The sequence below is a fragment of the Bartonella sp. AA1HLJMS genome (genome assembly GCF_042197445.1).
In the GTDB taxonomy this organism is placed as follows: domain Bacteria; phylum Pseudomonadota; class Alphaproteobacteria; order Rhizobiales; family Rhizobiaceae; genus Bartonella.
The window spans coordinates 18,263-33,691 of sequence record NZ_JBHIRW010000010.1 but is presented as its reverse complement, the minus strand read 5'-3'; the positions used below and the strand labels follow the sequence as shown (position 1 = coordinate 33,691).

The 15,429-nt window shown below is 36.5% G+C and carries 10 protein-coding genes and 1 pseudogene; 4 read left to right on the top strand and 7 right to left on the bottom strand.

The window, feature by feature from the left end; translation table 11 throughout:
• Window positions 1-142: 142 nt before the first annotated feature.
• On the bottom strand, window positions 143-1,390 hold the full coding sequence (locus ACFIQE_RS04490; RefSeq protein ID WP_375630173.1) for an FAD-binding protein: 1,248 nt from the start codon (window positions 1,388-1,390) through the stop codon (window positions 143-145).
• Between the two features lie 52 nt (window positions 1,391-1,442).
• A complete protein-coding gene (locus ACFIQE_RS04485) occupies window positions 1,443-1,691 on the bottom strand; it encodes a zinc-finger domain-containing protein (protein WP_375611536.1) in 249 nt (82 codons plus the stop codon).
• 324 nt (window positions 1,692-2,015) lie between these two features.
• Here ACFIQE_RS04485 and ACFIQE_RS04480 point away from each other — a divergent pair, with 324 nt between their 5' ends.
• Together ACFIQE_RS04480 and ppx are read left to right on the top strand one after the other, a co-directional pair.
• Window positions 2,016-4,196, top strand: a complete 2,181-nt coding sequence (locus ACFIQE_RS04480) for an RNA degradosome polyphosphate kinase (RefSeq protein ID WP_375707316.1) — start codon at window positions 2,016-2,018, stop codon at window positions 4,194-4,196.
• A 6-nt stretch (window positions 4,197-4,202) separates the two neighbouring features.
• Entirely contained in the window at window positions 4,203-5,720 is a 1,518-nt protein-coding gene (ppx, locus tag ACFIQE_RS04475; protein WP_375707315.1) for an exopolyphosphatase, read from the top strand.
• A 273-nt stretch (window positions 5,721-5,993) separates the two neighbouring features.
• Here ppx and ACFIQE_RS04470 read toward each other — a convergent pair.
• Both ACFIQE_RS04470 and rnd read right to left on the bottom strand, forming a co-directional pair.
• Window positions 5,994-6,178: pseudogene (locus ACFIQE_RS04470) on the bottom strand (DNA-binding protein).
• A 645-nt stretch (window positions 6,179-6,823) separates the two neighbouring features.
• Complete coding sequence (gene rnd / locus ACFIQE_RS04465) at window positions 6,824-7,978, bottom strand: ribonuclease D (RefSeq protein WP_375613091.1); 1,155 nt, start codon at window positions 7,976-7,978, stop codon at window positions 6,824-6,826.
• Between the two features lie 132 nt (window positions 7,979-8,110).
• Here rnd and aspS point away from each other — a divergent pair, with 132 nt between their 5' ends.
• On the top strand, window positions 8,111-9,904 hold the full coding sequence (aspS, locus tag ACFIQE_RS04460) for an aspartate--tRNA ligase (protein WP_375707314.1): 1,794 nt from the start codon (window positions 8,111-8,113) through the stop codon (window positions 9,902-9,904).
• 777 nt (window positions 9,905-10,681) lie between these two features.
• Window positions 10,682-12,931, top strand: a complete 2,250-nt coding sequence (gene parC / locus ACFIQE_RS04455; RefSeq protein WP_375621321.1) for a DNA topoisomerase IV subunit A — start codon at window positions 10,682-10,684, stop codon at window positions 12,929-12,931.
• Window positions 12,932-13,398: 467 nt separating this feature from the next.
• On the opposite strand, the gene ACFIQE_RS04450 is transcribed toward parC, so the two are convergent.
• The 3 genes from ACFIQE_RS04450 to ACFIQE_RS04440 form a co-directional block, all read right to left on the bottom strand.
• On the bottom strand, window positions 13,399-14,655 hold the full coding sequence (locus ACFIQE_RS04450) for a multidrug effflux MFS transporter (RefSeq protein WP_375611542.1): 1,257 nt from the start codon (window positions 14,653-14,655) through the stop codon (window positions 13,399-13,401).
• A 71-nt stretch (window positions 14,656-14,726) separates the two neighbouring features.
• Window positions 14,727-15,059: a Grx4 family monothiol glutaredoxin gene (gene grxD, locus ACFIQE_RS04445; RefSeq protein ID WP_375621320.1), complete on the bottom strand. Its 333-nt coding sequence runs from the start codon at window positions 15,057-15,059 to the stop codon at window positions 14,727-14,729.
• Between the two features lie 98 nt (window positions 15,060-15,157).
• Window positions 15,158-15,391 carry a BolA/IbaG family iron-sulfur metabolism protein gene (locus tag ACFIQE_RS04440; protein WP_375611543.1) on the bottom strand — a complete coding sequence of 78 codons (234 nt, stop codon included), beginning with the start codon at window positions 15,389-15,391 and terminating at the stop codon, window positions 15,158-15,160.
• Between the last annotated feature and the right edge of the window lie 38 nt (window positions 15,392-15,429).

The following is a 15,429-nucleotide window of genomic DNA, read 5'->3' as shown; positions in this document are numbered from 1 at the left end:
GAGAGCTAAAAATTAAGCTTTTAAAATTAGATTGTAGGTTTCGAAAAGTATTGCTTTTATTAGAGTAAATTATGATATTTTTTAGTGTCATAAAATTAAAAAAATCTCGTTCTTTCGTAATATTCAAAGTGCCGGAAGAATTTTATAAGTTTTTATCATTATTTTTTATAGAATTCATCGCATCATACATGTAAAGCCAATTGAGATCTGACATAATGCTCTCTGGTGTACGAATTTTCATCATGAGATTGCGTGCAATTGCTATGGGACCGGTTGCGTGATAGGCTAATCTATTGAAATCTCCGCGTTTTTTTACTGCTGCAATACGCGGGGTGCGTGTTGTTTCGTAAAGCGAAAGTGCTTTCGTTAATGAAAAATCTTTCAATGAAAGTGCTTTTGCTAATGTGGCGGCATCTTCGATTGCCATAGCGGCGCCTTGTGCTGCAAAAGGTAAGGCAGCATGTGCGCAATCGCCAACAAATACTTGTCTCTCTAAACCGATAAAACGATTTTGTTTCATTTGAAAAAGTGGCCAATAACTCCATTCATCAATATGATCGAAGATTTGTAAGATTTTTGAATTCCAATCTTTAAAAAGAGATTTGAGTTTTTCTTTATCTCCTTTATGGGCCCATCCTTCTTTTGAATTTTCTCCATGCGTAATGGCGACAAAATTAAAAATTTTTTCTGACGATTGAATGGGGTAGACAACAAGATGATTTTTGGGTCCCATCCAAGCCGTAATTGTCTTCATATTTTGCAATGAAGAACGAAAGTTTTGAGGAAGATTATCAGATGTTGTTGTTGCACGCCAAGCAATAAAGCCACTAAAATTTGCTTTTTCATGAAAAGGAGATTGTTGCCGTAATGTTGACCAAACGCCATCACATCCGATCAGGAGGGGCGTTGAATAAAGCTGTTCTGTTGCCGTATCTATTTTTATTGTCGTGATTTTAATGTTGGTTGCCGATTGGGTAGAAGATACAATCGTTTCGCCTGCTTTGTATTTGATCAAAGGATTTTCAATCACTGCATTATATAAAATTTTTTGTAAAGCCGCGCGGTGAATCGTCATATAAGGGGCTTTCCAATATTTTTCTGTTAGATTAATAAGATGAGCCCGTAGATGTATTTTTAAAGATAATCCATCTTTTAACTCAAAAAAATATGGGATTGTCGCGACTTCAGTGAGTTTGTTAAGAAGTTTCCAGCGAGCAAGAATAGATGTTGCATTTGGTGTCAGTTGAATACCAGCGCCTATCGTTTCAAGTTGCTTACACTTTTCGATAATGGTGCTTGCAATTCCTTTATGAGCGAGTGCTAAAGCAGTGCTTAAACCAGCAATTCCTCCTCCAACGATGATGGGTGATTGTTCCACAAATGATTTCATATTAAACAAGCAGAATTAAAAGAGGGGTTATTAAGAAAGCCAAAAAACGCAATTATAATAGCTTTTCTGGATGATATAAGCATCCTGTTGGGTTTGTTTGATCGTATGATAGCGAGGGAACATAACGATAAAGGGTTGAGCAGTAAGGGCAAATTTTCTCATCTGCTGCTCCCATATCGATAAAGATATGAGGATGATCGAATGGGTGTGTAGCGCCTACACACATAAATTCTTTCACACCAATTTCGATTGTTTTATATCCAAGGTCATTTTGGAAATGAGGAATATTGTGATCAGCCATGGCATACAAACTCCAGAATAAATTTTCTCATCAGCTATGATTGGGCTCTTCTATTTTATAGGCGTGAGTTTGTAATAAAGCGTATAATAATGCAAGCTGCTTTTTAAGACAAATTTTTACTCTTTTATGCTATATTAGAATAGTTGTCTTACTTTTAGTGCTTTGCGCATAGCAATAATTCCAAGTATTTTTAAATATTAAATAGAAAAATGATGAGGGAAGTTAGGCATTGATATATTATTATGATGATAACATAATATCAAATGTCATGTGAGATATTTCGTCAAGGATTTTAGAAAATATAAAAGAAAATTATTAGGATATATGGAACAGAGGGTGGTAGATAAAATTTCTATATCGAATATAACAATGAAAAATCCGGTACGGTTTATTAATCGAGAGTTTTCATGGCTACAATTTAATAATCGTGTTTTGATGGAAGCGGCTAATTCGAAACATCCTTTATTAGAACGTCTACAATTTCTTTCTATTTCAGCTGCAAATCTTGATGAGTTTTTTATGGTTCGTGTTGCAGGACTAGCAGCTCAAATTCGTGCTCGCGTTACAGCGTGCAGTGCAGATGGGCACACTCCACAGGAACAACTTGATATTGTATTAGCTGAGATTTCAAAGCTGCAGGCTCACCAACTACGAGAATTGAATGTTTTACGTGATGAATTAAAAAAGAATGATATTGAGATTATTTGTTCTGATGATCTTTCAGAAATTGAAAAATCATGGCTTGAAAAATATTTTCTTGAGACAATTTTTCCTGTTTTAAAACCTTTACCTGTTGATTCTACTCATCCTTTTCCATTTATTCCTAATTTAGGGCTTTCTATTGGGCTTCAATTGTCTGGAGAAACTGATCAGAATTCACACACAGTGTTGTTGTCTATTTCAATGCTTTTAAGGCGTTTCGTTCTTCTTCCTCAAGAAGGTAATCATTTTCGTTTTATCGCATCTGAAAATGTTATTTGCCTTTTTATTAAACATGTATTTCCTAACTATGAGGTTAAAGGAATTGGTACATTTAGAATAATCCGAGATAGCGATATTGAAGTAAAAGAAGAAGCTGAGGATCTTGTTCATTTTTTTGAAACTGCTCTCAAAAGGCGGCGCCGTGGGCAGGTTATTCGAGTTGAGTTTGACGCAAAAATGCCAGAGAGTTTACGCCAATTTATAGCGAATAGTCTCGCTGTTCCTGATAATTGTATTAATGTCCTTGACGGATTTTTAGCGCTTAATACGGTATCAGAAATTGTTTCTATTCCCCGCGATGATCTTAAATTTATTCCTTATATTTCTCTTGTTCCAGAATGTATTCGTAAACATAAAGGGGATTGTTTTGCGGCTATTCGTGAAAATGATATTGTGATTCATCACCCTTATGAGACATTTGATGTTGTTGTCCAATTTTTACGTCAAGCTGCTTGCGATCCTGATGTTGTAGAAATAAAACAAACACTTTATCGTACATCAAATGATAGTCCAATTGTTGGCGCTTTGATTGAAGCAGCTGAACAGGGAAAGTCTGTAACTGCTTTGGTAGAACTTAAAGCACGTTTTGATGAGGAAGCAAATATTCGTTGGGCCCGGGATCTTGAATGTGCTGGGGTTCAAGTTATTTTTGGTTTTATTGCATTAAAAACGCATGCTAAGATGTCATTGGTTGTAAGACGTGAGGGAAAACGTCTTCGCTCTTATGTTCATCTTGGAACAGGAAATTATCATCCCATTAATGCTAAAACTTATACCGATCTTTCTTTTTTTTCCACGGATGATGATATCGCTCATGATGTTGCGTTATTATTCAATTATATTGCGCAATATGAGCGTCCAAATGAAACAATGAAGATTGCTTTTTCACCCTTAACATTGCGTGGTCGTATCTTAGAGCATATTGAGGGAGAAATTGTTCATGCACAACAGGGAAGGTTTGCTGCTATTTGGATGAAAGTTAATGCATTGGTTGATCCTGAAATTATTGATGCTTTATATCGTGCCAGTCAAGCAGGGGTGCAAATTGATTTGGTTGTGCGGGGGATATGTTGTTTACGGCCTGGTATTCTAGGAATTTCGGATAATATTCGTGTAAAATCAATTGTTGGGCGTTTTCTTGAACATAGTCGCATTTTTTGTTTTGGGAATGGTCAAGATTTGCCTAATGAAAATGCACTCGTTTACTTAGGCTCTGCTGATATGATGCCTCGTAATTTGGACTATCGTATTGAAATATTAGTTCCGGTTTTTAATAAAATAGTGCGTCACAAAATTCTTTTACAGATTATGTTAGCTAATATCATTGATAATCAACAAAGCTTTGATATACTTAAGGATGGAACATCAAAACGTATTACACCGCAGATAGGTGAAAGTCTATTTAATGCGCAGGAGTATTTTATGGCCAATACAAGTTTTGCGGGGGAAAATGAGTCTTTTGAGTCTTCTGTTTCGCGCTTGGTTGCGTTGCATCGGCAACAAGCCGAAATACATAAAGACTGAAATCCAATGACATATAGAGATGCTCAAGGTCGGTTAAAAGGGTGTAAGCCTGTTGCTGTTATTGACATTGGCTCAAATTCTGTTCGGTTGGTTATTTATGAGGGGCTTGTTCGATCACCAACAGTTTTGTTTAATGAAAAGATTCTTTGTGGTCTCGGTCATGGTGTGGCGAAAACAGGATTTTTAGAAGAAAAATCGATGAAAATGGCGTTGCAAACACTGAAACGGTTTCGTACGCTTTGTCGACAGATTGGGGCAGATGAGGTCTATACTTTAGCAACAGCAGCAGCACGAGATGCACAGAATGGCGTAGCATTTATTCAGCATGCTGAAGATATTTTGCAAAATAAAATATATCTTCTTTCAGGAAGTGAAGAAGCTATGTATTCAGCATATGGAGTTGTGTCTACTTTTTATCAACCAAAAGGTATTTCTGGGGATCTTGGTGGTGGAAGTCTTGAGCTGATTGATATTGATCATTCTGATGTTGGTGAAGGGATAACGCTCCCATTGGGTGGTTTAAGGCTACAGTATATGTCAAATAATGATAGTGCTGTAGCTACAAAAATTGTACATGAGCAATTTTATAAATCGTCTGTTGTTCGTGCTCGTAAAGGTATAGCACGTTATTTTTATGCAGTAGGGGGGACATGGCGTAATTTGGCAAAACTCCATATGGCAATGAAACACTATCGGCTCCCTGTTATGCATGGCTATGAAGTTGATGCCGTTGAAATGGAGAACTTTTTACGTCTTGTAGCACGTGGCAATATTGATAATATGAGAGGGATTGCAGCGGTTTCTCAGAATCGTCGAAAACTTTTATCTTATGGGGCAATAGTTCTTATTGAACTCATTCAGTGTATGGAGTTTGAAAAGATAATCTTTTCTGGTGCTGGCGTTCGTGAAGGTTTTCTTTATTCACGATTGCCGCAGGCGATTCGACTTTCAGACCCTCTCATTGCAGCATGCACAGAAATGGCTATTTTACGGGCACGTTCACCAAAACAAGCAGAAGAACTCATTGATTTTACGACGAATGCTTTTGAAGTTTTTGGAATTTCAGAAACCGAAAATGAATGCCGTTATCGTCAAGCCGCTTGTCTTCTTGCGGATATTGGTTGGCGTATACATCCAGATTATCGAGGCAATGAAGCAGCAAATCAAATAGCTTTAGGATCTTATCCAGGAATTTCTCATGAAGGGCGCCTTTATGCGGCACTTGCTGTTTTTTTTCGCAATACGAGTTTATTGGTTGATAAAGAATCTCTTCCCATTTTTCAATTAGCAACTCAAAATATAATTGAAAAAGCACGTATTCTTGGCGAAACTATGCGTATTGCTCATCTTTTTAGTGCTTCTGTTGCAGGAATTTTACCTCATTTATTGTGGCATAAAAAAGCAGATCATATTATCCTGCAGATCCCAAAGAATTACGCTGGGTTATTAGGAGAACGTCCTCTTGGACGATTACAGAAGTTATCAAAAATAATAAAACAACCTCTCGCTTTTGAAATTTTTTGATTTTTTTCCTAATTTATTCGTGTTTTATGTCTTAATAATAGGGCCATTGACGAGGGATAAACTAGGTAGCCTATCATCATGAGCTGGATAATAGGACTTGTTCCATAACGCCCATGTTAGACACCACGCAAAGCATTTGTAATGCCTGAGCATTCATAAAAGAAAACATAATTTTTTATTCTGTTACTTGCATCACAGGATGGATTTTTCACTTCATAAGCTTCATGTGAAAATGAAAAGTTTTGTCCATTTTTACGTGAAAGGGTTTTCTTTTTATGCTGCGTCGTTATAACGTTTCTGTTTAGCTTGCTCGATTATCTTGATAAGATTCGATTGTAACCAACGCGATAAAAAACAAGTTTTAAAGATTTTGGGAGAGATCTATTGGTTACATGACGCTGGAATGTTGAAATACTCATATGAAACAGTTTTGCACTTTCACGGTCTGTCAAAAGAATATCATTTCAGTCATTATAAAATCCTTTCACTATAAAAAATAGAAATAAATCACAACTATTTATTAACCATGATTTTTGAATCCTTTGAAAGGTGTTTAATTTATAAAAAACAGCGCTTTATCATATAATTTCTTATGTGAAACTTTATGAGTCTTATTGAGATGGAATGAGAGGATCTTACGATATTCGGAGGTCTAATTCAATATAAATAACGCTAGATTATCGTTAAAAATCAATATATTGCTTTTGTTAGGTATTTTAGTTGTTATGCTGGCTCGTTTTTGATTGTTAGATTGCAATCTTGGTAGTTTTTTAATACGATATGGTGACGTGAGGCATTATATCTTTGTTTGTTCCTATTTCTAGGCTGCTATTTTTGTAATGAATGCGCTTTTATTATCAGAACTTTTTCTTTTCAAAACTTTTAAATAAGGAGCTGTTTGTTTTTTTAGATTATTTTTAATGGGATTGCTATTTGATTGACCTGATAAAGATTTAGCTATCATTTTAATAAGAGTTTACTATTTAATTTTTTAACTTTGTCAGAAGTAGGCTTTATTTATCCTGTTTGCGTTGGCCTATAAGGCATACCAATTGATGTAGATAATGAGTAGTGTAATGGATTTTTCAAAATGAAAATGTAAATTAAAGCTGTTTTGTGCTTATTTTTCCATCGTTAAAGTAAAACCCTATCTGGCCCTTTAGAAGTTGTTCGGCTTTTTGTCCAAATATTTCATAGCGCCAGCCATTCATAGCGGGAATATTTTTCTTTATTCCTCCATTGGCAATTTTTTCTAAATCATTAGATGTTGCAATAATTTTAGGGGCAATGCTGTTTTCATTTGCAACAATTTTTAATAACACTTTGAGCAGATCGATAACAGCGGCTGTCGTATCATTGAGTGGATTATGTTTAGGAATGGGGGGTAAAGTAGAAAGATCCACCTCTAATCCTTCGTGGACAGCTTTGATTAATGATTGAGCAATTGAGAGTTTATCCCAGTTCTTATTAAGACTGCGCAACCGTTTTAATGCAGATTCATCTTTTGGTTGTTGGGTTGCTATTTCTATAAGACATTCATCTTTTATGATATGACGACGTGGCATATTGTATTTTCGTGCTTCACGTTCCCGCCAAGCTGCTATCTTTTGTAATACAGCAAGTTCACGTGGCTTTTTAATTTTTCCTTTCACTTTTTTCCATGCTTCATCTTCTGGCATATCATAGGTTTTAGGATTTAAAAGGATTGTTATTTCATCATCCATCCAGTGAGCTCGTTGATTTTTCTCTAACCTTTTTTTCAATAACAAGTAAACATCTCTTAAGTAAGTTACATCGGAAAGTGCATAGAGCAGTTGTTTTTCCGACAAAGGGCGGTAACTCCAGTCTGTAAAGCGGGAGGATTTATCAAGATGATGCCCTGTACAGCGTTGTACAATTTGATCATAGGAGATAGAATCACCAAATCCACAAATGGATCCTGCTATTTGTGTATCAAAGAGAGGGGAAGGAATAACACCTCCAAGGTGATAAATTGTTTCAATATCTTGGCGCGCAGCATGAAAAACTTTTACAACTTTTTTATCAACCATAAGGTCAAAAAATGGTTGTAAATCAATATCTGGTGCTATGGGATCAATCAAAACTGTAACATCTGGTGATGCAAGCTGTATTAAACACAGTTGAGGCCAAAAAGTTGTTTCGCGGATAAACTCAGTATCGACTGTTACAAAATCAGAGGTACGTAGAGCGTTAAGTGCAATTTCAAGATCTGTTGTTTGTGTAATAAGATTCATCATTTTATTATAATTCGATAAATTAAATTTGTCCTTTGGTGACTTTATTTTTAAGTTTTTATTCTCATATCTTGACAAATGGTTATTAAAAAGCGTTTGTAGCGCATGTGAATATTATAATCAAAGGCAAAAAACATGCACCGTTATCGCAGTCATCATTGTGCGGCTCTTCGTAGATGTGATGTAGGAACACAAGTTCGTCTTTCGGGGTGGGTTCATCGTGTTCGTGATCATGGAGGGATTCTTTTTGTGGATTTACGTGATCATTTTGGAATCACACAAATTGTTGCAGATCCTGCTTCATCAGCATTTAAAGTGATTGAAAAAGTGCGTTCTGAATGGGTTATTCGTGTGGATGGGGAGGTATGTGCACGTGCTGATGAGGTTATTAATGCAGCGCTTCCAACAGGTGAGATTGAAATTTTTGCACAAGAGGTAGAAATTCTTTCAAAATCTGATGAGCTTCCTTTACCGGTTTTTGGTGAGCCTGATTATCCAGAAGATATTCGATTAAAATATCGTTTTCTTGATTTGCGTCGGGAGACTATGCACAAAAATATCATGCGTCGGACTGAAATTATTGCGGCTATGAGACGGGCTATGCAAAATAATGGTTTTACGGAATTTACGACGCCACTTTTGACAGCTTCATCGCCGGAAGGCGCACGTGATTTTTTGGTTCCAAGTCGTGTTCATCAGGGAAAATTTTATGCGTTACCGCAAGCGCCACAGCAATATAAACAGTTGTTGATGATGTCAGGTTTTGATCGTTATTTTCAGATTGCTCCATGTTTTAGAGATGAAGATCCAAGGGCCGACCGTCTTCCTGGTGAATTTTATCAATTAGATGTTGAAATGAGTTTTGTTGAGCAAGAAGATGTTTTAGCAACTATGGAACCTATTATGCGTTCTATTTTTGAAGAATTTGCAGATGGAAAGACTGTGACACAAAGCTTTCCTCGCATTTCCTATGATGAAGCAATGCGAAAATATGGTTCTGATAAGCCTGATCTGCGTAATCCGATCATTATGGAAGATGTTTCTCAGCATTTTTATAATTCTGGTTTCAAAGTCTTTGCTCAAATTTTAGCGAATGATGAGAATGCACAAGTGTGGGCTATTCCAGCTAAAACGGGTGGAAGTCGTGCTTTTTGTGATCGTATGAATGTATGGGCACAAGGCGAGGGGCAACCAGGGCTCGGCTATATTTTCTGGCGTGAAGAAGAAGGAAAATTTGAAGGAGCAGGGCCTATCGCCAAAAATATTGGTGAACAGAGGACTGAAGCAATCCGTATACAGCTTGGTCTTGAAAGTGGGGATGCCTGTTTTTTTGTAGCTGGCGATCCAAAAAAGTTTTCATCTTTTGCCGGAGCAGCACGCACAAGGATAGGGGAAGAATTAGATCTTCTTGATAGAGATAGTTTCTCTTTGGCGTGGATTGTTGATTTTCCATTTTTTGAATGGAATGAAGATGAAAAAAAGATTGATTTTGGACATAATCCTTTTTCCATGCCTCAAGGGGGAGAAAATGCCCTTGCCTGCCAAGATCCTCTTACTATTAAAGCTTTTCAATATGATCTTGTTTGCAATGGTTATGAAATTGCATCAGGTGGAATTCGTAATCACTTACCAGAAATGATGCTTAAAGTTTTTGAACTTGTAGGACTTTCTAAGGAAGTTGTGAAAGATCGTTTCGGTGGTCTTTATCGTGCATTCCATTATGGGGCTCCGCCACATGGTGGCATGGCTGCGGGAATTGACCGCATTATTATGCTGTTACAAGGTGTTAAAAATTTGCGTGAAGTTGCTTTATTCCCTATGAACCAACAGGCGCTTGATCTTTTAATGAGCGCTCCGTCTGATGTTTCTCCTACACAATTACGTGATTTAGGAATCCGCATGGCTCCTACTCACAAAAATAGCTCATAAAGTTGATAATGGATTGGTTTCATCTTTTCTACGTAGAGTGAAGTTTTGATGCCTTTCAAGAGTCAACGGTGTGTGCGTGTACTGTTTGTGAAATTTAGATAGGCAAAACACTATTGTGTTGATTCTTTACGAGGCATTTTTATTCCTTGTTTCTATAGTGGCTTTTCCCCTTGTGATAGGTGAGGAAATAATTACAATTGCTTGATCATGAATAAATTAGAAATGAAAGAATTCTATAATATTCGGGAGCCTCATTTTAGTTGAAAAAAATGAATTATCTTTATGTGTCAATATATTATTTATTTTTTATTGAAGTTTTTACAACGTTGTAGCAGAGAATTGTGTCTCTTCGTTTTTATGAGAATAATGTGGTTTTCCATTCTATGGACTTACTCTGAAAAGTTTAAATTTCATAAGCTTTGAACATTTTTTTGGTTTTTCGTAGAAAAACTGAATGGGGTTGTTATACAATTTATCTTTATAATAAAAGATGATGTTTGAAAGGTGCTTTTGTCATTTCAGAAAAAGATGAAATAACTCTTTGTGGGCAGTTAAATTATCGTCGAATTTGACAAAGCTTTCAATAAATTACTTAGGACAAGGGGGGAAGGACATGTATAAATTTTTCAAATTGATATAATTTTCTGTTCATGTTCTAATTGCAGCGTTTGTTTTTATGTAATTGACTTTTAATAAAAAAGTCGACTCATAGAAGATTTCATTAAATAAATCCTATAAAATAATTTCTTATTATTGTGGGAATTGTTGTTTTAATCTATGTCTGATAAAATGAATTTACCTTTTGATAAAGAACATATTGAACCAATAGAATTACGTTCTGCTTTACAGGAACGTTATTTGGCTTATGCACTTTCTACGATTACACACCGTGCATTGCCTGATGTACGTGATGGATTGAAGCCGGTCCACCGGCGGATTGTTCATGCGATGCGTCTTCTCAAACTAAATCCTGGACAGTCTTATGCGAAATGTGCGCGGATTGTTGGTGATGTCATGGGAAAATTTCATCCTCATGGGGATGCGTCTATTTATGATGCCTTGGTGCGCTTGGCTCAAAGTTTTGCTGTTCGTTATCCGTTGGTTGATGGGCAAGGCAATTTTGGTAATATTGATGGTGATAATGCTGCTGCCATGCGTTATACGGAAGCACGTATGACTGAAGTGGCTGCATTGTTACTTGAAGGAATTAATGAGAATGCTATTGATTTTCGTTTAACCTATAATGAGGAAGATGAAGAGCCGGTTGTTTTACCAGGAGCTTTCCCTAATCTTTTAGCAAATGGTTCTTCTGGTATTGCTGTTGGTATGGCAACATCTATTCCACCCCATAATGTTGCTGAGCTTTGTGATGCAGCGCTCCATTTGATTGCGCATCCCGATGTAAATGATGAGGAATTAAATCAATTCGTTCTTGGTCCTGATTTTCCGACGGGGGGAATTTTAGTTGAACCTAAAAAAAGTATTGAGGAATCCTATCGTGTTGGGCGTGGATTCTTTCGCTTGCGTTCACGTTGGCATCAGGAACCTGGTAGCCGTGGTTCTTACGTGATCGTTGTAACTGAAATTCCCTACCAAGTTCAAAAGTCACGCCTTATTGAAAAAACTGCGGAATTGTTGCTTGCACGTCGGTTGCCAATGCTTGAGGATATTCAAGATGAATCAGCAGAAGATATCAGAATCGTGCTTGTTCCTAAAAATCGGTCGGTTGATCCGGAGCTCCTTATGGAGTCTCTTTTTAAATTGACTGACTTTGAAGTAAGATTTCCCCTTAATCTGAATGTTTTGTCTTTGGGAAAAATACCCAATGTTCTTTCTTTGCGAGAAAGTTTGCAGCAATGGCTTGAACATCGTCAAGAAGTGCTTATTCGTCGCTCTTATTATCGGCTTGATCAAATTGATAGCCGATTGGAAATTCTTCATGGATATCTTATTGCCTATTTAAATCTCGATGAGGTCATTCAGATTATTCGTGAAGAGGATGAACCGAAAAAGAAGCTGATTAATCGGTTTGAATTAACAGAAAATCAAGCTGAAGCTATTCTTAATATGCGCTTGCGTTCTTTGCGTAAACTTGAGGAATTTGAAATTCGTAAAGAATTTGAAAGTTTGAAAGCTGAAAAAGAAAAACTACAGAATTTATTAGCTTCTCCTATAAAACAGTGGAAAATAATTTCAGAAGAAATCAAAAAAGTTCGAAACACTTTTGGTCCTGAAACACTCTTGGGGAAAAGACGTACGACGTTTGAAGAGGCACCAAGACATGATCTTGATGATATTCAACAAGCAATGATCGAAAAAGAACCGATTACTATTGTTATTTCTGAAAAGGGGTGGATGCGTGCTTTGAAGGGACACTTGAACGATTATAAAGCACTTTCTTTTAAAGAAGGAGACAGTTTAAAGTTAGCCTTTCCAGCATTTACGACCGACAAGATTGTGCTGATCAGTACGGGGGGGAAGTTTTTTGCTATTGGTGCAAATAATTTACCTGGAGGGCGGGGACATGGTGAACCTATTCGTCTCTTAGTTGATATGGATGATGAGCACGATGTTCTCACAGCGTTTGTGCATCACGCCGAGGAAAAATTGCTCTTGGTTTCATCTCACGGTAATGGTTTTATTGTTTCTTCTGCAGAAGTGATCGCCAATACACGAAAAGGAAAGCAAGTGATGAATGTGAAAGCTCCTGATAAGGTAAAGCTTTGTGTTCCGGTAAATGGTGATCATGTTGCTGTAGTCGGTGAAAACCGTAAAATGCTTATTTTTTCTATTGAACAAATACCAGAAATGAATCGCGGTAAAGGTGTTCGTTTACAGCGTTATAAAGAAGGTGGTGTTGTTGATGCCAAGACTTTTAATTTATCAGAAGGCTTAAGTTGGCAAGATACAGCTGAACGAATCTTTAACCGTCAAGCTGATGATCTCATTGAATGGATGGGAATGCGTGCGGGCGTCGGGCGTTTGGTTCCAAGAGGATTTCCAAAATCAGGAAAATTTATCAATTAAATGTATTTTATAAATGGGAAAGTTCCCTATGGTTTTATGATTGTGTAAGATATTAATTTATAAAGATAATTTATTATTTTTTATATTGAACGAAAGACCTAAAGCGTAAGTTTTTCTCTTATTTCGATCTTGTTTAGGTTAAACCAATCAAAACTGTTTGTTTGCCTGTCATGAGATGAGAGACCAGCCCGTCTTCATAAAAACTATTGAAGAAAAGAATCAAAATATTTTTTAATAAACCGTTTCACAGACAAGAGTTGTTGCAACAATAGGTATGTTTGTTTTTTTACATTATACCATTTATGGGTGCTGTCGTGAAATGATTTGATATTTCGAGAGCTGTACCTTTAAACAAACAATGTGAATGTTTAACACAAGAGTGTTCTATTTGGAGATGTTTTATTTTGTCTGACAGGTTTATTTTCTTATTGTTCAAGAGAGATGTTATTAATCTTTCGTAATAATATTTATTCGTTAGGATTACTATGATATTGCCTAAAAAGATGACCACGTTCAGCCCATAAGACGAGAAGTATGGCAGTGAGACTCAGAAAGAAAAATCCTGCTGAGTTTGGGATGGTTGTTTCATCGAATTGTTGGGCAATAAAAAAGCTAAGTCCTGCACCGATAGATGTTTGAAGAAAGCCGGATACAGAAGAAGCTGTTCCAGCTATTTCTCCTACAGGTTCAAGAGCGAGTGTATTGAAATTGGCCATAATACCACCGCAGGTAAACATTAATATACAATATAACGTCATATAAAAAGGAAAAGGGATAACACCACCTGCTAAGATGGACCCAATAAACCAAATGCATGAAGTGGCACAAAAGAGCAAAAGCATAGTATGAGCAATACGCCGCATTCCAAGGCGTCCAACGAGTTGAGAGTTAAAGAATGATGATAGAGCTTGAAATGCAGCACCAACTGCAAAAGCAATAGGGAACCAAAGTCCTAGATTATAGATCCCTTCATATGTTTGTTGTGATGTATTAACGGCGGTAAAGATACAGCCTAAAATAATGGAAGTTGCAAGTGTATAGCAAAGTGTTGTGCGATTGGTTATTACAATCCATAAGTTGTGTTTAACTGAAGAAAAGGAAAGAGAGCGTTGCGCATAAAGAGTTTCAGGCAAGCGTAGTTGAATCCAAATCATCAGTCCTAAACCAATCATTGCCATGAAAATAAAAATATATTGCCAATGTCCAAGAAGTAAAATGATCTGTCCTGTTGCGGGACCAACCATTGGTGCAACAAGAAAAACCATCATAACAATAGACATAACTTCTGCCATTTTTCGACCACTGTAAAGATCACGTACGACGGAAACTGTAAGAACTCGCATAGCAGCCCCTCCAATACCTTGCAAGATACGTAAAATAAGTAAGAGAGAAAAATCAGTTACAAAGGCACAGCCAATCGCCGTAAATGAATAAAAAGCGAGCCCGAGAAGAATAAGTTTACGTCGTCCATACCTATCGCTTATTGGACCGAAAAATATTTGAGCAATACCATAGCTAATAAGATAACTCGAAATGATATAATGTTGATCATTTTCATTGAGAACATTTAAGCCGTCTAAAATATCGGGCATAGCTGGCAGCATAATATCAACAGCTATAGCGTTAATAGCCATGAGCGAAGCAATAAGAATAACAAATTCTTTATAGCCAATTTTGTTTCTAATCGCATCTCTATGCGTTTGTTCATCGACTGAATATGACATATGGCATCCTTGAAATAAAAATTTCGTCTGAAAACAGCTCTTTTTAAGAGTCTGAATAAAATGAAAGATACCTATGATTGATTACATGAAATATTTTTTTCTTTCAAAAGTTCCTGTAACTCATTGTTTTGAAACATCTCTTTAACAATATCACAGCCTCCGATAAATTCACCTTTGATATAAAGCTGTGGAATTGTTGGCCAATTTGAGTAATCTTTAATCCCTTGACGCAATTCGTTAGAAGTTAAGATATTAATCCCTTTATAATTCAATCCTAAATAATCAAGAATTTGAACAACTTGTCCCGAAAACCCGCATTGCGGAGCGTCAGGTGTTCCTTTCATGAATAAAATGACGTCGTTTGTTTTAATTTCGTTGTCAATAAAATCATGAACAGTGGTCATTTTTATCCCTCGATATTTCAGATTTTTATCAGTGTGTAATTTATACTCATACTGCTTTTAATCGTATTAAATGTGTGAATGCAAGAAGAAATTTTAGATTATTTTGGGACATTTGTTTGCAACATTAAGGCGTGAAGGTCATTTCCCATATTGCCTTTAAGGGCATCATAGACCATTTTATGTTGTTGAACACGGGTTTTACCACGAAAACTTTCAGAAATAACTTCTGCAGCATAATGTTCCCCATCTCCAGCAAGATCACGAATTCTTACTGTAGCATCAGGAATGCCTTCACGAATAAGCGTTTCAATTGCATGGGCACTCATTGCCATCATTATTCTCCTATGTTGTTCATTTTTTATAAAGGCTG